The sequence below is a fragment of the Flavobacterium xylosi genome, from assembly GCF_042787345.1.
Taxonomy (GTDB): domain Bacteria; phylum Bacteroidota; class Bacteroidia; order Flavobacteriales; family Flavobacteriaceae; genus Flavobacterium; species Flavobacterium xylosi.
Genome location: NZ_JBHZPZ010000006.1, coordinates 126,130 through 148,374, shown reverse-complemented (window position 1 = coordinate 148,374; position 22,245 = coordinate 126,130). Strand labels below are relative to the sequence as shown.

Annotated in this window: 22 protein-coding genes; 20 read left to right on the top strand and 2 right to left on the bottom strand. The window is 33.1% G+C overall.

What is annotated here, in order from left to right; all coding sequences use genetic code 11:
- Positions 1-123 precede the first annotated feature (123 nt).
- From ACFX5E_RS07030 to ACFX5E_RS06950, 17 genes are all read left to right on the top strand, one after another.
- The gene (locus ACFX5E_RS07030) at positions 124-291 is read left to right on the top strand and encodes a hypothetical protein (protein ID WP_379854482.1); all 168 of its coding nucleotides are present in this window, start codon (positions 124-126) and stop codon (positions 289-291) included.
- A 27-nt stretch (positions 292-318) separates the two neighbouring features.
- A complete protein-coding gene (locus tag ACFX5E_RS07025) occupies positions 319-729 on the top strand; it encodes a GyrI-like domain-containing protein (RefSeq protein ID WP_379854481.1) in 411 nt (136 codons plus the stop codon).
- 269 nt (positions 730-998) lie between these two features.
- Positions 999-2,312: a M16 family metallopeptidase gene (locus tag ACFX5E_RS07020; RefSeq protein ID WP_379854480.1), complete on the top strand. Its 1,314-nt coding sequence runs from the start codon at positions 999-1,001 to the stop codon at positions 2,310-2,312.
- Positions 2,313-2,316: 4 nt separating this feature from the next.
- Complete coding sequence (locus ACFX5E_RS07015) at positions 2,317-3,717, top strand: M16 family metallopeptidase (RefSeq protein WP_379854479.1); 1,401 nt, start codon at positions 2,317-2,319, stop codon at positions 3,715-3,717.
- Between the two features lie 184 nt (positions 3,718-3,901).
- Positions 3,902-5,143: an HD domain-containing protein gene (locus ACFX5E_RS07010; protein ID WP_379854477.1), complete on the top strand. Its 1,242-nt coding sequence runs from the start codon at positions 3,902-3,904 to the stop codon at positions 5,141-5,143.
- A 118-nt stretch (positions 5,144-5,261) separates the two neighbouring features.
- Positions 5,262-6,305, top strand: a complete 1,044-nt coding sequence (lpxD, locus tag ACFX5E_RS07005) for a UDP-3-O-(3-hydroxymyristoyl)glucosamine N-acyltransferase (RefSeq protein ID WP_379854476.1) — start codon at positions 5,262-5,264, stop codon at positions 6,303-6,305.
- Positions 6,298-7,686, top strand: coding sequence for a bifunctional UDP-3-O-[3-hydroxymyristoyl] N-acetylglucosamine deacetylase/3-hydroxyacyl-ACP dehydratase (locus ACFX5E_RS07000; protein ID WP_379854520.1), 1,389 nt, complete (start codon positions 6,298-6,300; stop codon positions 7,684-7,686). The genes lpxD and ACFX5E_RS07000 overlap by 8 nt, the downstream gene beginning before the upstream one ends.
- A gap of 70 nt (positions 7,687-7,756) precedes the next feature.
- The gene (gene lpxA / locus ACFX5E_RS06995) at positions 7,757-8,542 is read left to right on the top strand and encodes an acyl-ACP--UDP-N-acetylglucosamine O-acyltransferase (protein ID WP_196850832.1); all 786 of its coding nucleotides are present in this window, start codon (positions 7,757-7,759) and stop codon (positions 8,540-8,542) included.
- A 161-nt stretch (positions 8,543-8,703) separates the two neighbouring features.
- On the top strand, positions 8,704-9,270 hold the full coding sequence (gene efp, locus ACFX5E_RS06990; protein ID WP_379854475.1) for an elongation factor P: 567 nt from the start codon (positions 8,704-8,706) through the stop codon (positions 9,268-9,270).
- Between the two features lie 94 nt (positions 9,271-9,364).
- Positions 9,365-10,294: a UDP-3-O-(3-hydroxymyristoyl)glucosamine N-acyltransferase gene (locus ACFX5E_RS06985; RefSeq protein ID WP_379854474.1), complete on the top strand. Its 930-nt coding sequence runs from the start codon at positions 9,365-9,367 to the stop codon at positions 10,292-10,294.
- A 1-nt stretch (position 10,295) separates the two neighbouring features.
- Positions 10,296-10,658, top strand: coding sequence for a nuclear transport factor 2 family protein (locus ACFX5E_RS06980; RefSeq protein WP_379854473.1), 363 nt, complete (start codon positions 10,296-10,298; stop codon positions 10,656-10,658).
- 86 nt (positions 10,659-10,744) lie between these two features.
- Positions 10,745-11,617, top strand: a complete 873-nt coding sequence (gene sucD, locus ACFX5E_RS06975; RefSeq protein WP_379854472.1) for a succinate--CoA ligase subunit alpha — start codon at positions 10,745-10,747, stop codon at positions 11,615-11,617.
- A gap of 216 nt (positions 11,618-11,833) precedes the next feature.
- The gene (locus ACFX5E_RS06970) at positions 11,834-12,256 is read left to right on the top strand and encodes a hypothetical protein (protein ID WP_379854471.1); all 423 of its coding nucleotides are present in this window, start codon (positions 11,834-11,836) and stop codon (positions 12,254-12,256) included.
- Between the two features lie 136 nt (positions 12,257-12,392).
- On the top strand, positions 12,393-13,139 hold the full coding sequence (gene fabG, locus ACFX5E_RS06965; protein ID WP_379854470.1) for a 3-oxoacyl-[acyl-carrier-protein] reductase: 747 nt from the start codon (positions 12,393-12,395) through the stop codon (positions 13,137-13,139).
- A 71-nt stretch (positions 13,140-13,210) separates the two neighbouring features.
- The gene (locus tag ACFX5E_RS06960; RefSeq protein WP_379854469.1) at positions 13,211-15,238 is read left to right on the top strand and encodes a hypothetical protein; all 2,028 of its coding nucleotides are present in this window, start codon (positions 13,211-13,213) and stop codon (positions 15,236-15,238) included.
- A 19-nt stretch (positions 15,239-15,257) separates the two neighbouring features.
- Positions 15,258-16,154 carry a LysR family transcriptional regulator gene (locus ACFX5E_RS06955; protein ID WP_379854468.1) on the top strand — a complete coding sequence of 299 codons (897 nt, stop codon included), beginning with the start codon at positions 15,258-15,260 and terminating at the stop codon, positions 16,152-16,154.
- A 165-nt stretch (positions 16,155-16,319) separates the two neighbouring features.
- Positions 16,320-17,195, top strand: coding sequence for a YeiH family protein (locus ACFX5E_RS06950; RefSeq protein ID WP_379854519.1), 876 nt, complete (start codon positions 16,320-16,322; stop codon positions 17,193-17,195).
- Here ACFX5E_RS06950 and ACFX5E_RS06945 read toward each other — a convergent pair.
- Positions 17,188-17,928, bottom strand: coding sequence for a YoaK family protein (locus ACFX5E_RS06945; protein WP_379854467.1), 741 nt, complete (start codon positions 17,926-17,928; stop codon positions 17,188-17,190). The genes ACFX5E_RS06950 and ACFX5E_RS06945 overlap by 8 nt on opposite strands.
- A 97-nt stretch (positions 17,929-18,025) precedes the next feature.
- Here ACFX5E_RS06945 and ACFX5E_RS06940 point away from each other — a divergent pair, with 97 nt between their 5' ends.
- Entirely contained in the window at positions 18,026-19,024 is a 999-nt protein-coding gene (locus ACFX5E_RS06940; protein WP_379854466.1) for a zinc dependent phospholipase C family protein, read from the top strand.
- Positions 19,025-19,085: 61 nt separating this feature from the next.
- Here ACFX5E_RS06940 and ACFX5E_RS06935 read toward each other — a convergent pair whose 3' ends face one another.
- Positions 19,086-21,185: an LTA synthase family protein gene (locus tag ACFX5E_RS06935; RefSeq protein ID WP_379854465.1), complete on the bottom strand. Its 2,100-nt coding sequence runs from the start codon at positions 21,183-21,185 to the stop codon at positions 19,086-19,088.
- 170 nt (positions 21,186-21,355) lie between these two features.
- On the opposite strand from ACFX5E_RS06935, the gene ACFX5E_RS06930 reads away from it, so the two are divergent.
- Both ACFX5E_RS06930 and ACFX5E_RS06925 read left to right on the top strand, forming a co-directional pair.
- On the top strand, positions 21,356-21,787 hold the full coding sequence (locus tag ACFX5E_RS06930; protein ID WP_379854464.1) for a QcrA and Rieske domain-containing protein: 432 nt from the start codon (positions 21,356-21,358) through the stop codon (positions 21,785-21,787).
- A 19-nt stretch (positions 21,788-21,806) separates the two neighbouring features.
- Positions 21,807-22,241, top strand: a complete 435-nt coding sequence (locus tag ACFX5E_RS06925; protein ID WP_379854463.1) for a thioredoxin family protein — start codon at positions 21,807-21,809, stop codon at positions 22,239-22,241.
- The last annotated feature ends 4 nt before the right edge of the window (positions 22,242-22,245 follow it).

Genomic DNA, 22,245 nt, shown 5'->3' with positions numbered 1-22,245 from the left:
AAAATAGTTATAGATATATTTTTTTGTTCCGTTTTACTGCACAAAAAACACTTGAACCGACGTTTTGAATAATTCAGCAAATGAGATTTTTATATTTATGTAATTTTACAAAAAACAAAACCAATGGAAATAAATTGGGTTATTATTACTGTAGTTTTGGTTTGTGCAATTGCTTTAATTCTATATTTGATTAAAAAGAATCAGAAAGATAAAAAAGAGGTAACCAAGTTTTTTAATAGGGATACTTCAATAAGAAAGGAATCAGAACCAGATGAAGATGAGGAATACTGACCAATTGAACCAAATTAAATTAGTTACATGAATCCCAGAATAGAAACGCTTCTTGAAAAGAAACTGATTGGTAAACGAATGACAATGTCTTTAGCCAATGATAAAACTCCGGAACTTTGGAAAAGCTTTATGCCAAGACGCAAAGAGATTCAAAATTGCATTGGCAGCAATCTCTATTTCATGCAAATCTACGATCCTTTGTATTTTAAGAATTTTGATTCCAATACTGATTTTGAAAAATGGGCAACCGTTGAAGTGACAGATTTTGACAAAGTTCCAGATGAAATGGATCCTTTTACAATAACAAGTGGCCTTTATCCGGTTTTAACTTATAAAGGAGATATTATCTCAGCTCCACAAGTCTTTCAATATATTTTTACAACTTGGTTACCTAATTCTGATTATATTTTGGATAACAGGCCACACTTTGAAATTTGAGTAGAAAAACATAAAAATAATAATCCAACCTCAGAAGAGGAAATTTGGATACCAATCCAATTAAAGAAATTATTTTTGTGTGAGAATTCTTAGACTGGATTACTTGTTAAACTAAAAACTTTTTTAAATTAGCAGAGAATTAAAAATCGATTTTCAAGAAGTATATTGGAATTATTTCAAGTGTTTAAATTAAAACAGCTACCCATATTTATCCTTTCTTTATTTTAAATTCAATCAAAACCAGAATGTTTAATTAATATTTATGTAATATGAAAAAAATAATCTTGCCTCTTTTTCTTATGCTGGCCTTAACAGGTCGTGCACAAATGAAAGCAGATGATGTAAAAACGTTTACCCTTAAAAACGGAATGAAATTCCTGGTAGTGGAAGACTTTTCCATTCCTAATGCCAACATGTATTTATTTTACAAGGTAGGAAGCCGTAACGAATACCAAGGAATTACCGGACTTTCGCACTTTTTTGAACACATGATGTTCAATGGAGCTAAAAAATATGGCCCCAAACTTTTTGACCAAACAATGGAATTCAACGGAGGCGCCAATAATGCGTATACTACAGAAAATGTTACCGTTTATACCGACTGGTTTCCGGCATCGGCTTCAGAAATTATTTTTGACATGGAAGCCGATAGGATTGCAAATCTAAGCATTGATCCAAAAATGGTTGAAAGCGAAAGAGGTGTGGTATTAAGCGAACGACGTACTGGATTGGAGAACTCTCCATGGCGACTTTTATCGCAGTCCGTTCAAGCAACAGCCTTCCAAGAGCATCCATATCACTGGCCAGTTATTGGTTATGAAGACGATATGAAAAACTGGACGCAACAAGATTTGGAACGTTATTTCAAGACTTACTACGCTCCAAATAACTGTGTAGTGGTGGTTTCTGGAGCTATCAAAGTGGAAGAGGTGAAACGGTTTGCTGAAAAATATTTGGAACCAATTCCAGCACAACCAACACCGCCCATCGTTCATATAGTAGAACCTGCTCAAACTGGAGAGCGCAGAATAACCGTGAAAAAAGAGGTTGCAACGCCCTATTTAATGATTGCTTATCATACTCCTGAGTCCAAAAATGAAGATTATTATGCATTGAATATTCTAAGTTCCGTTCTTTCAAGCGGACAGTCATCACGATTATATTCGGCATTAGTTGACAAACAACAATTAGCAACCCAGGTAGAGACTGATTTTGGAGATAGTTTTGATCCTAATCTTTTCAATTTCTATGCTGTTGCCAATAAAAATATAAATGAATCAGATTTAGAAAATGCGATTTACGCTGAGATTGAAAAAATAAAAACGAATGGAATTAGTGAAACAGAACTTCAAAAAATAAAAAATCAGAAACTAATGGAGTTTTATTCTCAGGTGGAAACAATCAATGGGAAGTCTAACAATATAGGTACTTATGAAGTATTTTTCGGGGATTATAAAAAAATGTTCAACGCTCCAGCCAACTATAATAAAATTACAGTTGCTGATGTGCAGAACGTAGCCAAAAAATATTTTATAAAAAGCAATAGAACGGTAGGTATATTAAAAACAAACGTAGAAAATTAATTTTATGGAACCAATCAAAAAAACAATACTAACGGCCTGTTTACTAGTATTGACACATATAAGCCTATCGGCACAGAGTTATAAATTACCTGATTATACAACTTTTAAATTATCAAACGGACTTACCGTTTACCTGATGGAACAGCATGATGTTCCGGTAATCAGTGTATCAGCTATACTTCCCGCAGGCGCAATTTATGACAATGATAAAGCTGGACTAGCATCATTGACCGCTACAGCTCTGAAACATGGTACTAAAAATTTTACAAAGACAAAATTGGATGAAGAACTAGACTTCATTGGAGCCGATGTAAATACTTATGCTACCAAAGAATATGCAGGTCTTTCTTCTAATTTTGCAGCAAAAGACAAAGTCAAAGTACTTGCAATAATTAAAGATTTATTACTCAATCCTGTATTTGATCCTACGGAGTTTAACAAAGAGAAAAGCCGTTTGTTGGTAATGCTTGAACAGCAAAAAGAAAGCCCACGATCAGTAATAGCGTCGTATTTTGATGCTTTTTTGTATGGAAATCATCCTTACGGAAATGTAATTAGCGGAATAAACTCCACAGTTAGTAAATTGACTGTTGAAGATTTGAAAAATTTCTACAAAACAAATTACAAGCCTGATAATTCTGCGATTAGCATAGTTGGAGATTTTAATACTAAAGACATGAAAGGGGAATTAACTACTTTATTTTCAACTTGGGAAAAATCAACAAAAGAAAAAGAAAATCCTGCAACAAAAGCGATTAGCATTCCTACCGAAAATAGGGTGTTATTGGTCAATAAAAATGATGCTAAGGAGACTACATTTTATATAGGAGCTCCGGGGATTAGCAGAAATAATACGGATTTTGTGGCCATCGAGGTTGTAAATACACTTTTTGGCGGACGATTTACCTCTATGTTGAATGATGAATTACGTGTAAATTCTGGTTTGACTTATGGTGCATCAAGTAGATTTAATACTTTAAAAAATGGAGGTTCTTTTGTGATTAGCACTTTTACTGCCAACAAAACGACCGAAGCTGCAATTGATAAAGCTTTGGAAGTAATGACTAAATTGCATGCAACTGGTCTTGATGAAAAATCATTATCCTCTGCCAAAAATTATGTCAAAGGACAATTTCCTCCACGTTACGAAACGGCGGGGCAATTATCCGGACTGATGACACAAATGTTCTGGTATAATTTTGACAAATCTTTTATTGACAATTTTGAGAAAAATGTGGATGGGCTTGACTTAGCAAAAGCAAACCAAATCATTACCAAATATTTTCCAAAGGATAAATTCCAATTTATCCTGGTGGGTAAATCAGAAGAAATCAAAAAAATTGCGGAAAAATACGGTAAAGTCACCGAAGTGGATATAAAAGACGAACAGAAAAAAGTATTGTAAAAAACGAAAAAGCGGGGATGATATTCTCGCTTTTTTTGTGCTTTTTATCACTACTTTAATCTCAAATTAAAGAGGTTTTTAAAAATATAAAATCAATCTCTTTTGATGAAAAATACACCACAAATTATGCTTAACTGTAATACAATCTAATTTGTCTATATTTGTTCACCAAAATAAAGTTATAGTGAGTCAAATCAATAAGCTAAAAATATTCAATGATCCCATTTACGGGTTTATTACCATTCCCAATGCCTTAATTTACGACTTAGTTCAGCATCCTTATTTTCAAAGGTTGCGACGCATTTCCCAAATGGGATTGTCGTATTTAGTATATCCCGGGGCAAATCATACGCGTTTTCATCATGCTTTGGGTTGTATGCACTTGATGCAAAAAGCCGTGGAAGTATTGCGTTTTAAAGGCGTTTCAATATCTCCTGACGAAGAAAATGCTTTATATATAGCTATTTTATTGCACGATATAGGTCATGGCCCTTTTTCGCATGCCATGGAAAGAAGCATTGTAGAAGACGTTCATCATGAAGAAATTTCACTCTTATTTATGAACCAGTTGAACGTGGAATTTAATGGTCATTTGAGTCTCGCAATTCAGATTTTCAAAGGCGAATACAACAGAAAATTCATGTTGCAATTGATTTCCAGTCAATTGGATATGGATCGAATGGATTATTTAAAACGAGATAGTTTTTATTCGGGTGTGGCAGAAGGAAATGTCAATTCAGAGCGACTGATTCAAATGATGAATGTTGTCGATGATTACTTGGTGATTGAAGAAAAGGGTATCTATTCGGTTGAGAAATTCTTGATGTCCAGAAGATTAATGTACTGGCAGGCATATTTGCATAAAACCAGTTTAGTAGCAGAGTTAATTTTGACGAAAGTCTTAAAACGTGCCAAAGAATTAACCATAAAGGGAGTGCAGTTACCTTGTAGTGAACCTTTGCTGTTTTTTATGCAAAACAAAGTCACGATGGAAACTTTTGACACTGCTACTTTAGATTTATTTTCACAATTGGATGATTTTGATATTATTAGCGCTTTAAAAGCGTGGCAAAGACAGGATGATTTTATATTGTCATCCCTTAGTAAAATGATTGTAAACAGGGATTTGTTAAAGATAAAATTAACGAGTGAGAAAGTTTCATTAGAAGAACTGCAACCGTTGAAAGAACGTTTTGCAGCGGAAAATAATATTACCTTGCTGGAAACTAATTATTTTATTTTTAAAGGTAAAATTAAAAACCAAGCCTACAGTAAAGAAGCGGAGCCGATACGAATTTTGAAAAAAGACAGAACAGTGGAGGATGTTATTGAATCGTCTGATCAGCTGAATTTAAAATCATTATCTAAATTGGTAACTAAATATTATATCTGTTTCCCAAAACAACTCGTAGAAATGAACATTTAAAATCTATTTTTTTATATTTTTGTCGCAATGAAACGAGCCAATGCATTTTTATTTTATTTTAAAAGAACTTTATATAGGGAGTTCCATCTTATGCCTATAAAAAATATAATCAGATAAGATGAAATTTACAGCAGAACAAATAGCGGGTATTTTGGAAGGTGAAGTTGTTGGGGATCCAAAAGCTGAAGTGAATCAATTGTCTAAGATTGAAGAAGGAAAAGACGGTTCATTAACTTTTTTATCGAATCCAAAATACAATAACTTTATTTACACCACGGAGGCCACAATTACGATTGTCAACAAAACCTTTGTTCCGGAAACAGAAATAAAAACAACACTTATAAAAGTGGATGATGCCTATATGTCCTTTTCTAAATTATTAGAATTTTACGATCAGGCAAAAGGTAATAAAAGCGGAATCGAACAGCCATCCGTTATTTCGGAAACAGCAAAATATGGAGAAAACTTATATTTAGGCAGTTTTAGTTATATAGGTGAGAAAGCCGTTTTGGGAAATAATGTAAAAATTTATCCTAATTGTTTTCTTGGGGATAATGTTGTAGTAGGTGATAATGTAACTATTTTTGCTGGTGCAAAAATTTATTCGGAGACTATTATAGGAAGTAATTGTACGATACATTCAGGAGCAATAATTGGAGCAGATGGCTTTGGTTTTGCGCCAAATCCGGATGGAACCTATTCTAAAATTCCTCAAATAGGAAATGTAATTATTGAAGATAATGTAGATATTGGATCTTGCACAACTATTGACAGGGCTACAATGGGTTCTACCATTATTAGAAAAGGAGTGAAGCTGGACAATCAAATTCAGATTGCCCATAATGTTGAGATAGGAGAGAATACGGTAATTGCTGCACAAACAGGTATTGCAGGTTCTACTAAAATTGGAAAAAACGGATTGATTGGTGGTCAGGTAGGAATAGCAGGTCATTTGACTATTGGGAATAATGTCCGTATTCAGGCACAATCGGGTGTTGGAAAGAATATAAAAGATAATGATATTTTGCAGGGAAGTCCAGCATTTGGATACAATGATTTTAGTAAATCGTATGTTCATTTCAAGAATTTCCCAAAAATTATCGCAGAAATAAAAGAGTTAAAAAAACAAATATTAAACCAAAAAAATGGAAAAAATGGTTAAACAGAAGACCATCAAAACAGAAATTTCACTAACTGGAGTTGGATTACATACAGGAAAAGAAGTGAAAATGACTTTCAAACCTGCTCCAATAAACAATGGTTTTACTTTTGTTAGAGTAGATCTTGAAGGAAGTCCTATTGTTGAAGCAGATGCAAATTATGTTGTAAACACGCAAAGAGGTACCAATTTAGAGAAACTTGGTGTAAAGATACAAACGCCAGAACACGTTTTAGCCGCACTGACAGGATGTGATTTAGACAATGTTATCATTGAACTAAATGCTTCAGAATTACCTATAATGGATGGTTCCGCTAAATATTTTGTCGAAGCGCTTGAAAAAGCAGGTATTGAAGAGCAAAATGCAAAACGTAATGTTTATGTGGTAAAAGAAGTCATTTCTTTTACTGATGAAGCTACCGGAAGCGAAATTTTAATCATGCCTAGTGATCATTATTGTGTGACTACCATGGTCGATTTTGGAACTAAAATTTTAGGGACTCAAAATGCAAATATGAAAAGTATTTCAGAATTTAAAACTGAAATATCCGATTCCAGAACTTTTAGTTTTTTACATGAACTGGAATCCCTTTTAGAAAACGGATTGATAAAAGGAGGCGATTTAAATAATGCTATTGTATATGTGGATAAAGAAATATCTGCCGCTACAATGGAAAATTTAAAAGTTGCTTTTGGTAAAGAGGAACTGACCGTTAAACCTAACGGAATATTAGATAATCTTACTTTACATTACCCTAATGAAGCAGCAAGACATAAACTACTTGATGTCGTTGGGGATTTAGCTTTAATTGGAACAAAAATCCAAGGTAAAGTTATTGCCAATAAACCAGGGCATTTTGTAAATACGCAATTTGCCAAAAAAATGGCGAAAATCATAAAAATAGAACAAAGAAATTATGTTCCTGTTTATGATTTGCACCAAGAACCATTGATGGATATTCATAAAATTATGGCTGTTCTTCCTCACAGACCACCATTTTTATTGATTGACAGAATCATTGAAATGTCTGAAAGTCATGTCGTAGGTATGAAGAATGTTACAATGAATGAAAATTTCTTTGTTGGACATTTCCCGGAAGCTCCGGTTATGCCTGGCGTTTTGATTGTTGAAGCAATGGCACAAACAGGAGGAATTCTTGTATTGAGCACGGTTCCGGATCCAGAAAATTATTTGACTTATTTTATGAAAATAGACAATGTCAAATTCAAACAAAAAGTATTGCCAGGTGATACCTTGATTTTTAAATGTGATTTAATAACGCCTATCAGAAGAGGAATTTGTCATATGCAAGCGAACGCTTACGCAAATGGAAAACTAGTTGCTGAAGCGGAATTAATGGCACAAATTGCAAAAAAACAGTAATTTTTTTGTTGATTTGGTTAATCGTTGATTCGGTTAATCGATTAAACAGTTAAACGATTAAATAAAGAATATGAATCAACCGTTAGCATATGTTCATCCAGGCGCTAAAATCGCCAAAAATGTAGTCATTGAGCCATTCACGACCATTCATAATAATGTTATTATTGGTGACGGGACATGGATTGGTTCAAATGTTACTATTATGGAGGGGGCAAGAATAGGAAAAAATTGTAATATTTTCCCAGGTGCAGTTATTTCAGCTGTTCCACAAGATTTGAAGTTCGGTGGAGAAGATTCTTTAGCAATAATTGGAGACAATTGTACGATTAGAGAATGTGTAACCATTAATAGAGGGACTATTGCATCAGGACAAACAACACTGGGTAATAATTGTTTGGTAATGGCTACAGCGCATATTGCACACGATTGTCATATTGGTGATAATGCCATTATTGTAAACGGAGTTGCTCTAGCTGGGCATGTTACGGTAGGTAAATTTGCAGTTATAGGTGGATTGGCAGCAATACATCAATTTATTCAAATTGGAGATCATGCCATGATATCTGGTGGTTCGTTAGTTAGGAAAGACGTTCCTCCTTATACAAAAGCAGCAAAAGAACCGTTATCTTATGTTGGTATTAATTCTGTTGGGTTAAGAAGACGAGGTTTTACAACCGAAAAAATTAGAGAAATTCAAGATATATACCGAATTCTTTATCAAAAAAATTATAATACCACACAAGCTTTAGGAATTATTGAAGCCGAGATGGAAGCAACACCGGAAAGAGATGAGATTATTGATTTTATCAGAAATTCATCAAGAGGAGTAATGAAAGGATATTCAGGGAATTATTGATCCCCTACCAGCCCTCCCCGAAGGGGAGGGAGACTAAATGCAAAAGCTGTATTGCAAAAAAAATTAAAAGAAAAATAAATAGTAAAAATAATTAGTAACTAATTTCCATTTCGACCCCCTCCCCTTCGGGGAGGGCTGGGGTGGGGAAAACAAACATTCAAATGGCATCTACATCAGATATTAAAAACGGATTGTGTATTAAATATAACAACGATATATACAAAATTATAGAATTTCTTCACGTAAAACCAGGAAAGGGTCCTGCTTTTGTGAGAACTAAACTTAGAAGTTTGACTAACGGAAAAGTATTGGATAATACATTTTCTGCAGGACATAAAATTGAAGAAGTTAGAGTAGAAAACCATAAATTTCAGTTTTTATACCCTGAAGGTGATGAATTTCATTTTATGAATACAGAGACTTTCGAACAAATTACTTTAAATAAAAATATTTTAGATTCACCAGATTTATTGAAAGAAGGAGAAAATGTAATGGTAAGTATCAATACAGAAACTGATTTACCTCTTTCTGTAGATATGCCAGCTTCTGTTATTCTTGAAGTGACTTACGCTGAGCCAGGAATTAAAGGAAATACAGCTACTAATGCTACAAAATCAGCTACAGTTGAAACGGGCGCAACAGTCAATGTTCCTTTATTCATAAATGAAGGTGATAAAATTAAAATTGATACTACAACAGGTTCTTATATGGAACGCGTTAAGGAATAGTTTTTATATGTTTTCAGTTTTCAGTCTCAGTAGACAGTTTGTGTCGGTAATGATTGAAAACTGGGACTGAAAACTGAGACTAAAAACTAAAAAAATGAAATTCCCAAAAGTCTACTCTTTAGAAGAAATTGCCAATATTATCAACTGTGAATATGTTGGTGATGCTAATTTTACAGTATCTGGAATGAATGAAATCCATGTTGTCGAATCAGGTGATATTGTTTTTGTAGATCATCCTAAATATTACGACAAAGCATTAAATTCAGCTGCTACTATAGTTTTGATTAATAAAAAAGTGGATTGTCCGGTAGGAAAAGCACTTTTAATTTCTGATGATCCTTTTAGAGATTTCAATAAATTAACCAATAATTTTAAACCTTTTCAGTTTTCCAATGTATCAATAGCTACTTCAGCTTCAATAGGGCAAGGAACTATTATACAGCCAAATACGTTCATTGGAAATCATGTAATTATTGGTAAAAATTGCTTAATACATTCTAATGTTTCCATTTATGATTATACTGTTATTGGTGATAATGTGATGATTCAGGCAGGAACCATTCTCGGAGCCGACGCCTTTTATTATAAAAAACGTGCTGAAGGATATGATCAATTGCTTTCCGGAGGTCGTGTGGTAATCAAAGACAATGTTGGAATTGGTGCTCTTTGTACCATTGACAAAGGAGTTACAGGTGACACAACAATTGGAGAGGGCACAAAAATTGACAATCAGGTCCATGTAGGTCATGATACCGTAATTGGAAAAAACTGTTTGATTGCTTCACAAACTGGAATTGCAGGATGCGTAATTATCGAAGATGATGTAACAATTTGGGGACAAGTCGGGACTACAAGTGGAATAACAATTGGAGCAAAGGCGGTTATTCTGGGTCAAACTGGAGTCACGAAATCTGTAGAAGGCGGTAAGTCTTATTTTGGCACTCCAATAGAAGAATCAAGAGAAAAATTGAAACAACTGGCTAATATCAAGAAGATTCCAGAAATCCTAAATAAATTAAAATAATATGTCTGCTAAAAAAATTGTTCAAAAATTTTATAAATCAGATGCACTGATTGACAGCGATGTCATGAAAGATTTTTTGCATCCTGAGGTTCTTTTAGATTGGAATAGCAGTAAAGGATTTTTGCAACTGAATTATGATTCTTTATTGAATTTATCGGATGATTTAAGCAAAGCCTATGTTCGATCTAAAGTAAGAATAAGCCAAATAATTGCTGAAAATGATACGATTTCAGTTCGGTATTCTCATTTTGTAAAAACTATTGAAAACCCAAGAGAAGAAATGTTATTGGCTCATTTTATGGCCATATGGCAAATAAAAGACAATAAATTATTCAGAGGTTATCAAATGAGTCAATTATCATAATTTATTTTGACAAAAAAAGGATGGGAAATAATTTCGAAAGCCTTACTTTTGCTACACAATTTTAAAAACTACATAAAATATATATCATGAGTGTTTTAGTTAATAAAGATTCCAAAATAATTGTTCAAGGATTTACAGGAAGCGAAGGAACTTTCCACGCTTCTCAAATGATTGAATACGGTACAAATGTTGTTGGTGGTGTAACCCCAGGAAAAGGTGGAACAACTCATTTAGACAGACCAGTTTTCAATACGGTAAAAGACGCTGTTGAACAAGCAGGAGCAGACACTACTATCATTTTTGTTCCGCCAGCTTTTGCTGCTGATGCAATTATGGAAGCTGCTGATGCAGGTATTAAAGTAATTATCGCGATCACTGAGGGAATTCCTGTAGCTGATATGATCAAAGCAAATGCTTACGTAAAAGAAAGAAATGCTCGATTAATAGGACCTAACTGCCCAGGAATAATTACTCCAGGTGAAGCTAAAGTTGGAATTATGCCAGGATTTGTTTTCAAAAAAGGAACTGTAGGTATTGTTTCTAAATCGGGAACATTAACGTACGAAGCTGCTGACCAAGTGGTTAAACAAGGTTTAGGAATCACTACAGCAATTGGTATTGGTGGAGATCCAATCATTGGAACTACTACAAAGGAAGCGGTAGAATTATTGATGAATGACCCAGAAACAGAATGTATCGTAATGATAGGTGAAATTGGTGGACAATTAGAAGCTGATGCTGCTCATTGGATTAAAGCTGATGGTAACCGTAAACCAGTTGTAGGATTTATTGCAGGAGTTACCGCTCCAGCAGGACGTACAATGGGACATGCAGGTGCTATCGTTGGTGGATCTGACGATACTGCAGAAGCTAAAAAACAAATCATGAGAGAATGTGGAATACACGTTGTAGATTCTCCAGCTGAAATTGGTAAAAAAGTGAAAGAAGTTTTAGGTTAATCTAAACTCTAATTAAATATTTTAAAAGCCTCACATTTTGTGGGGCTTTTTTATTATAAATTGAATTAAAGAAATATCTTTGCACTTTATTAAAATTGCCTGGTTTATCCAGTTCATAATAATAAGAGCAAACATAAACGAATGGTTTTCAGTGAGCCTCACGATTTTGTGAGGTATTTTTTTTGTTAAAGCCAATTCAAATAAAAATAAAATAGTATGTACAAAGAGTTAAAAAAATTCAAAGTTACCAATCAGTTTTCATTTACTACAGACGATAGTTTAGAAGAAGTTTGTAATGCTTCAGAAGGATCTGGAGTATTTTTAGTGTATTCAATAGGTGATGAAAAAGAGCTAATTATGGTTGGTTCTACTGGAACTGTTCAGAATGACGGGACTTTGAAAATTAAAAATGGTGGTCTTAAGGACAAAATTGTTGAAGGACACCAATTTGCAAAAACTGGAAGGAAATATTCTTGGCCAGCACAAATGAAAATCGAAGACATTAGTACAATTGAAGTAGTTTGGTATGAGACATTCAACGATAAAACTAAAGTAATCCCAACATTCGTAGAAGGACAAGTTTTACAAAACTTCCTTGACGAAAATGGAAGATTGCCAAAATGGAATGTAGCTTTTTAGTACATTTCAAAAAAATTAAAATACAATATTTAAAAGCTTTACTTCGGTAAGGCTTTTTTTGTACTACAAATTTCATAAAACGCCTAAATAATCTATATTTGTACATCAAAATAATAAACATACTTATCATCATAAAATGAAATTACTAGAAGGAAAGGTTGTCATAATTACTGGCGCAAGTCGCGGAATTGGTAAAGGAATTGCAGAAGTTTTCGCGAAAAATGGTGCAAATGTTGCTTTTACGTACAGTTCATCTGTTGAATCAGCTTTGGCTCTTGAGAATGAATTGAACGCACTTGGAATTAAAGCCAAAGGATATCAATCAAACGCTGCTGATTTTAACGAAGCGCAAACTATGGTTGATGCGGTAATTGCCGAATTCGGAACTGTTGATGTTTTGATCAATAATGCTGGGATTACCAAAGATAATTTATTAATGCGTATGTCTGAAGCCGATTTTGATCAAGTAATTGATGTCAATTTGAAATCTGTTTTTAATATGACCAAAGCGATTCAGCGCACTTTCTTGAAACAACGTTCCGGATCAATAATAAATATGAGTTCTGTAGTAGGAGTGAAGGGTAATGCAGGTCAGACCAATTATGCGGCTTCTAAAGCAGGTGTTATTGGATTTACAAAATCAGTAGCATTAGAATTAGGTTCTCGTAATATTCGTTGCAACGCCATTGCACCAGGATTTATTGAAACTGAAATGACGGCCAAATTAAGTGATGATGTGGTTCAAGGATGGAGAGACGGAATTCCGTTAAAACGTGGTGGAACTACTGAAGATGTTGCTAATGCTTGTCTTTTCTTTGCTTCTGATATGAGTGCATATATAACCGGACAAGTTATGAACGTTTGTGGAGGAATGCTTACTTAATAAAGTTAGCAGTTGTCAGTTTCAGTTTGCAGTAACTGAATACTGAATACTGTGACAGAACACTAAATAATATGACAACAACTACTATTTTATTGATTATACTTTCATTAGTCGTAGCAGGTGGTTTGTCATTTTACCAATATTTATACAATGCCAAAAACAAATCGCAAGTCAATTTGTTTTTGGCATTTTTGCGTTTTGCCTCTTTATTTTTGATTTTATTATTGCTTATAAACCCAATAATTACTAAAAATACTTTAGAAATTGTAAAAACACCTTTAGCAATTGTGGTTGACAATTCCAGTTCTGTTACTTTTTTGAATGCCAAAGAAAAGGCATTGGAATTGTATAAAAAGATTAGTTCAAATACTGCAATCCAAGATAAGTTCGATGTGCAATCCTATCAATTTGACACTGATTTTGAGCCATCTTCCACGTTTAATTTCAAAGGAACACAAACCAATCTTGAAGTAATTGCCAAGAACTTAAAGAGCATTAATCGAAATGTAATTTTCCCCACGGTTATTATAACTGATGGAAATCAAACTTCAGGAAATGATTATGTGTATAGTTTTGATGCCGCCAATAAAGTTTATCCGGTAATATTAGGCGATACGACGAAACTATTTGACTTAAAAATCAATCAGCTAAACGTTAATAAATACGCTTTTTACAAAAATAAATTCCCGGTTGAAGTTTTTTTGCAGTATTCAGGAACCAAAAATATTTCAGCCGATTTTATTATTTCGCAAGGAAATTCAGTAGTAAGCAAACAAAGTATTTCATTTTCTCCTTCGAAAAAGACGGCAACAATAAATGTACTTTTGCCAGCCAATAAAGCAGGTTTACAAGTTTTTAAAGCTAGCATTACATCGGGAGAAAAAGAAAAAAACACGTTCAATAACACCAAGAATTTTGCTGTGGAAGTTATTGATCAGAAAACAAATGTAGCAATAATTTCAGCAATAAATCATCCTGATGTTGCTGCTTTGAAACGTGCCATTGAAACTAATGCACAGCGTAAAGTTACGATTGTTAAACCAAATGATATCAAATCATTACAGGATTATAATGTTTTGATTTTGTACCAGCCAAATGGCGAATTTAAGTCAGTTTTTGATACCGCTAAATTAGCCGGTATTAATACTTTTATTATAACTGGGAATAATACTGATTTTAATTTTTTGAATCAAAATCAAAGCAGTTTATCATTCAAAATGAGTGGGCAAAAAGAAGACTATACGTCATCCTTTAATTCCCAGTTTAATCTGTTTGCGATTGATAATATTGGTTTTGAAAATTTTCCTCCTTTGAAAAATCCTTTTGGAACTGTAACTGCCAATGGTAATGTATCGGTTTTACTTTCGTCAAAAATCAGAAATATAGATACAAATTCCCCGTTACTCGCTTTTACGGAGAATCAAGGAAAACGTTCCGCTTTTCTTTTAGGTGAGAATAGCTGGAAATGGCGTTTACAAAGTCATATCGATAATCAGTCATTTGCAAAATATGATATTTTTATAGATAAGATTATCCAGTTTTTGGCTTCCAATAACTCCAAGAAATCATTAGTTGTAGAACATGAAAGTTTTTATAATTCAGGAGAAGCAATTGAAATTTCCGCCCAGTATTTTAATAAAAATTATGAATTTGACGAAAAAGCACGATTGACAATTGCCGTTACCAATACGAAAACAAAGCAAACTAAAAATTACGATTTATTAAAGGGGAATAATTCTTATACCGTTAATCTTGATGGACTTTCTGCGGGAAGTTATAATTTTTCTGTAAAAGAATTAAATTCAAAAACCACTTATACCAGTCATTTTGAAATCCTTGATTTTGATATTGAAAAACAATTTGTGAATCCTGATGTGAAAAAATTATTTCAATTAGCGATGCAAACGCAAGGAAAAGAATATTATCCGGATCAGACGGATGCTTTAATAAAATTGCTTTTAGACAATGAGGAATACAAATCAATTCAAAAAAATAATAGCACCAAAATGCCTTTGATTGATTGGGTTTGGTTGTTGGTTTTGATTTCCATTCTTCTGGCGACAGAATGGTTTGTTCGAAAATACAACGGATTACTGTAATAAAATACAATTAAACAACATGGATTTTAGACTAAAAGTATTCTTCACGGTTGCCAACAGATTGAGTTTCACAAAAGCAGCAACCGAGTTGTTTATTACGCAACCTGCTATTTCCAAACACATTCAAGAATTAGAAGAACAATATAAAATCAAGCTTTTTGATAGAAATGGTTCCAAAATTTTACTTACAAAAGCAGGTGAGTTGTTACTAAAACACACTAAAAATATATTTGAAATTTATCGGGAAATAGATTTTGATTTGAGTGCGCTCATCAATCAACAACAAGGAACGTTACGATTGGGAGCCAGCACTACGATTTCTCAATATATAATTCCGCCACTTTTAGCGCGTTTTCATCAAAAATTGCAGGATATAAAGGTTACTTTGCTTAATGGTAATACAGAGCAAATTGAAAGCGCGTTATTGAACAAAGAAATTGAAATAGGAATTGTAGAAGGGCAATCTAAAAATCAGTCTATTAAATACACCAAATTTTTAAAAGATGAATTAGTGTTAGTTTGCAACAGTAAAAATCCATTGGTCAGCAAAGAAGAAATTACAAAAGAAGATCTTAAAAACATGCGGTTTCTAATGCGCGAACAAGGTTCAGGAACACTGGAAGTTATTGAATATGCTTTGAGACCATTTGAAATTAAACTTTCTCAACTCACGATTGAAATGCAATTAGGAAGCACCGAAAGTATAAAATCGTATCTGATGAATTCTGATTGTGTTGCTTTTATTTCGATTCACGCCATAAATAACGAGCTAAAAAACAATGAATTGACTATTATTGATGTCAAAAACTTAATGATTGAACGATTTTTTTACATCATTACTTTGCAAGGAAAAACGGATTCGCTTTCGGAACTATTTATTAAAAACATAGCGAGTTACTATAATTTAAAGTTATAAGGCATTATATTAGACAATTAGTAACTATTGAATTAACTATGCACCTTTGTAAGGTAATAATTCAACAGTTTTAATTTGGAAACGAATCAATATACCAACATTAAATTATTAAAAATCAATCCAACATTACAACAAATTATTTTTGTTGTTTTATTATTGGTTTGCATGACTTCATTTATTTCACCGCCGATTGCTTTATTATTAGGTTTAGTTTTAGCGAATCTTTCTGGGCATCCTTTCTTGCATCTTAATCACAAAGCGACAAATATATTACTGCAAATTTCGGTTGTTGGATTAGGCTTTGGAATGAATGTAAACAGCGCCTTATCAGCAGGAAAAGAAGGTTTTCTATTTACAATAACATCTATTTTTAGTACTTTAATTTTAGGAACTTTTCTAGGAAGATGGTTTAACATCGACAAGAAAACTTCCCATCTAATTTCTTGTGGAACTGCCATTTGCGGAGGAAGTGCTATTGCTGCAATCGCACCGGTAATTCAATCGGATGAAAAGCAAACATCCGCTGCTTTGGGAGTTATTTTCATTCTGAATTCCGTGGCATTATTTTTATTTCCAGCGGTGGGTCATGCATTGGATTTATCACAAAAAGAATTCGGGTTGTGGTGTGCGATAGCTATTCACGATACCAGTTCTGTTGTTGGTGCTTCCAGTAAATATGGTCCCGAAGCATTACAAATCGCAACTACAGTAAAATTAGCCCGAGCTTTATGGATCATTCCAGTTGCTTTAATCACCTCAGTTATTTTTAAAAATAAATCAAGCAAATTGAAAATTCCATATTTCATCGGATTATTTATTTTGGCGATGATAACAAATACGTATGTACCTCAAACTGCTGTTATAGCGCCACATTTAGTTTATATTGCCAAAATAGGTCTTACGGTAACTTTATTTTTAATTGGTGCAGGCTTGAATCTAAATGCATTAAAATCCGTTGGCTTGAAACCTTTGTTACAGGGTATTTCACTTTGGATATTCATTGCAATTGGCACTCTCGTGACTATAATTTATTTCAATTAGTTTTATGATGGAAAGTTTTTCTTTTAATAACATGGAACTGAAGTCTGATATAATCATATAAAAGAGCTAGCAAAAGAAAGAATGCAGCTATAAAAAGTGTTTTCATTTCCAAAAAAATATACATAAAGCCTCCCGAAAAACATCCAAGAAAGAAGAAAATTATAATCGATAATCGTAGATAAATACTGGTCTTTAATTTTTTTGTTTCTTCCGGTTTTTTATAGAAAAACAATTGGGACAGTTCTATTCCTAAATCTGTAAAAAGCCCCGTTAAATGGGTTGTTCTTACTGTTGATTGTGAAATTTTTGTTACCAATGAATTTTGAATTCCCATGGCAAAAAGCATAGCGAAAGCAATCCATTTACCTTCAAATGAGGATAATTCCGATTGTCCACCAAAAATTCCAACACCAATCAAAACAATTATTTCCAAGGTGATGGGAATGACATGAGATAAATCCGGGTGCTTTTTCGAAATTAATTCGGCTAAAAAATTGGATACGAAAGAACCGATGAGAAAGAAAATCGTGAAAATAAAAAAGGTAATTGCCGCAGAATAATTATGTTTCATAACCTCTTCAGCAAAATAGGCAAAATGTCCCGTAACATTAGTAGTTAATGTTTTTATGGATAAAACGCCAGTGACATTTACAATTCCAGCCACAAATGACAATAAAGTAGCTAAACGTAAATTATGAATAAAAGTTCTGTTTTTTCCTTTATGACGAAACATTTAGATAGATTTTTTTTAAAATTAACAGAATCTTAAACTAGATTTTTTTTAATAACGATTTAAAGAAATACATTTGTCCTTCAAAAAAATAAATTTAATGAAAAATTTTAAAATTAGACCTACACTTATTGCGTTATCTGTAATAAGTATTACTTTTTTTCTTTTATCATGGGGAATCGTCGGACATGAACGAATCAATAATGCAGCGGTAATGGCTATCCCAAAACCATTACAGACTTTTTTTTATAATCATATTGATTTTATAACTCAAGAATCAACTGTTCCAGATTTAAGAAAATCTGTTTTAAGCGATAAATCTGAAGGTCCACGTCATTATTTTGACATGGAGAATTTTGGAGCCAAAGACAGTTTTCCTAAAACAATGGAAGCTGCAAAGAAGAAATATGACGAAAAATTCTTGTCTAAAAATGGAACATTACCTTGGTACATTCAGGAAATGATGGTTAAATTGACGAAGGCTTTCAAAGAAAAAAGAAAAACTGAAATTTTATTCATCGCCTCTGATCTAGGACATTATATTGCAGATGCGCATATGCCGTTGCATACTTCCGATAATCATGATGGTCAAAATACCAATCAAAAAGGGATTCATTCTTTATGGGAAAGCCGTTTGCCTGAATTATTTGTAAAAGATTATAAATTCAATGTGGAGCAAGGTAAATATATTGAAAATGTAGATCAGGCAACATGGGATATTATTTTAGACACACACAGTTTAGTAGAGCCATTATTAAGCATTGACAAAAAATTAAGAACAGCAACTCCTGAAAATAAAATGTATGTCATGGACGAAGCTGGGAAGGTTGTAAAGAATAAATATGGTGGTGTTCTATATTCTGATGAATATGCTGGTAAACTTCACACGGCTTTAGACGGAATGGTTGAAAAACAAATGAAAAAAGCGATTACCGCAACGGCTAGTTTTTGGTATACTGCATGGGTAAATGCTGGAAAACCGGATTTAAGTTCTCTTGACAATGCAGCACTTACAAAACGTAATAAAAAGGGACTAAAGCAGGATTTAAAATCATTTAAAAAAGGAAATCTTTTTGGTTTAGAAAGCGAAAAAGAATAATTTATTTTTAATATTTATTCTAAATGAAAACGGGTGAGACTAATATCTGACCCGTTTCTATTTAGTTTACTTTCTGATATTTCTTTTTCTTTAATATATCAGAAGCCGTTTGATAATAAGAAATAGTTTGATTTACTAAATCGGTTCTTTCCTTTATCAGAGGAATCTGATCGTAATAGATTTGAAAATTAGGCGCTGTTTTTTGCTCTTTTTTCAAAGTTAATTGAAATTGTTTTACTTGTTGTTTAGGCGAAATAACCGTTAAAACATTATCTTTTATCAATCCTAAATCTTGATAAGTTGCTATTAAAGCTCTTGGTTTATAATTCGGTTTTAAAACGTCCTGACCATAGAATTTGCTTTTGTAATTAAAATTCAACAATCCAAATAATGTAGGCATTACATCTATTTGAGACATCAAATTCTTGTACTGTTTTGGTTGAATATAACCTGGACTGTAAATCATTGCCGGGATTCTGTATTTATCAACTGGAAGCTCTGTTTTTCCTGCACTTGAAGCGCAATGATCTGCGAGAATCACAAAAACGGTATTTGCAAACCAAGGTTGTTTACTCGCCATTTCGAAGAATTTCTTCATCGCGAAATCCGTATATTTTACACCACCATCACGAGATTTTGCATCTCCTGGAATATCAATTTTATTATTAGGATAGGTAAATGGTCTGTGATTACTAACCGTCATAATATGGTTAAAGAACGGCTTGTTTTGCTTCGCTTCGTCATTCATCAACTTGATTGCTTTATTGTACATGTCCTCGTCACAAACGCCCCATACATTCGCAAAAGTAATTTCTTCTGGAGTAAATGTTTTTTTATCCACTATTCCGTAGCCATTTCCAGTATAGAAATCTTCCATGTTATCAAAGAATGCGTCGCCACCATATAGGAATTTTACATTGTATCCTTTTTGTTTAAAGACGTTTCCAGTTGAAAATTTGTTCTTATTATCGTCTCTTTTTACCACACTTTCACCAGCAGTAGGAGGCAAGCACAAAGTCACCGCTTCAAGACCTCGAACAGTTCTATTCCCCACGGCATAAAGATTTGTAAACAATAGGCTTTTTGTTGCTAAACTATCCAAGAACGGAGTAAGATTTTGCTCATTTCCGTATGCTTTCATAAAATCAGCACTGTAACTTTCGATGGTGATTAACACAACATTCTTATGATTCTCTGCAGCTTCACTTTGAATTTTACGCAAAGAAGTTTCTCCTGCCATTCCAGGAATTTGTTCTTGCAACAAGGTATACGCTTCTTTTTCGGGTAATGTTTTATAGAATTTGAAATAGTCTAATTCACTGTTTTTAAAGGCTAAAAAGAATTTATATATTCCATTCGCTTCTAATTCATTCGCAAAAATATTCTGAGAATTTTCCTGAGTCGCTAAAACTGGTACTGCGAATAAAGAAAGACCAAAAAGAGTAAGATATATTCCCGATAGTTTTACTTTTTGTACAAAAGTAGGGATACTGTCTATATAACTGCGGGATTTTCTAACGATTAGATAGGTTATTAAACCCGCAACAATAAACAATGCGCTGAATATTGGAATAACCGGGTAGGACTGCATAATATTTCCGATAACCTCATTGGTATAAACCAAATAATTAACTGCTATAAAATTGTATTTAACGCCAAATTCATTCCAGAAAAAGTATTCACTGATTCCATTTTGCAAAATTAAAACGACATACAAGAAAATTACAAAGGAAAACAGCCAGAATCTGATTTGACTGCGGTATTTTGGTAAAAATAGCAATAACCCAAATAAAATTGTTTTTATGGCAATGAAAGCAATTCCAATTGCAGGCAAAGCACCTCCGTATTCATTTAGAATGGTGTTACCAAAGGAGACATATAATAACAAGGCTACTAATAATCCGAAAAAAAGATAACCGTAAGGTTTAAAGTATTTTGAATTGGAAATAAAAATCAGGTATAACCATAAAAAGCCACTCACCAATACAAAAATGAAAAAGTCAGAAATTAGTCCAAAACCGAATATTTTAATGATATCGATAAAACCAAATGAGCTTTGCGTAATGGGATGAAATAATAAAACTATTCTTAAAACTACGCTTACAATAATATAGAAAAGCATAAGATTGTAAAATGGAGAGAATTTTTTTGAAAGGGTCATTATGAGTTGTTTTTTTTTACAAAAATAGTAATTTGAAACAATAAAAGCATTAAGGACTAGGCGTATTCCATTCTTAATTTTGGCTTAAGAACGTTTAGTTTTAACAATTTTACTTTATATTTAGGGTTAATTTGTAGGGTAGCAATAGTATTACTATAAAAAAAATTAATATGAATAGGAAAGATTTTTTTTCAAGAGTAGGGTTTGGAGCGGCCGCCGCGTTACTACCTGCATGTATCGCGGGATTAGCTTCAGGTTGTTCCAGTGATAATTCCTCATCACCAATAATAACTCAAGCTCCAACCGGAGTAGATTTTTTGCTTGATGTGAGTACGGGTTCATTAGCTGCAAATGGAGGATATTTAGTATCACAAGGCATCGTTGTTGCAAGAACAAATTCAGGAACTTTTATTGCCGTATCAGCTTCATGCACACATGAAGGGACTAATGTAAATTACGTTGCTTCAACAAATGATTTCCTTTGTCCAAATCATGGAGCCCAGTTTAGCAGTACAGGTGTGGTTACACGTGGTCCGGCAAACACAAATTTGAAACAATACAATACTTCTTTGACGGGAAATTCTCTTAGAGTATATTCATAAATTAACAAACGATTATAAAATGAAAAAAATAATGGTATCAATGTTACTTTTGATGGTAACAATTGGTTATTCACAAGAATGGAAAACTAATTTTGAGGATACAAAAACGGAAGCAACTAATCAGAATAAAAATATTTTACTCGTTTTTTCAGGCTCAGACTGGTGTGGACCGTGCATTAAATTGGATAAAGACATCTGGAAATCGGCCGAGTTTATGGAATATGCAAAAAATAATCTAATTCTAGAACGCGCAGATTTCCCGAAGAAAAAGCAAAATCAATTGTCTCCCGAAATAAAAAAACAGAACCAAAATTTGGCTGAAAAATATAATAAGGATGGAATGTTTCCATTGATTGTTGTTTTAGACAAAAACGGAAAAGTACTTGGCAAAACGGGTTATAAAAATGTTTCTCCACAAGAATATGTTAACCAGCTTCAATCATTTTTAAAATAAAATT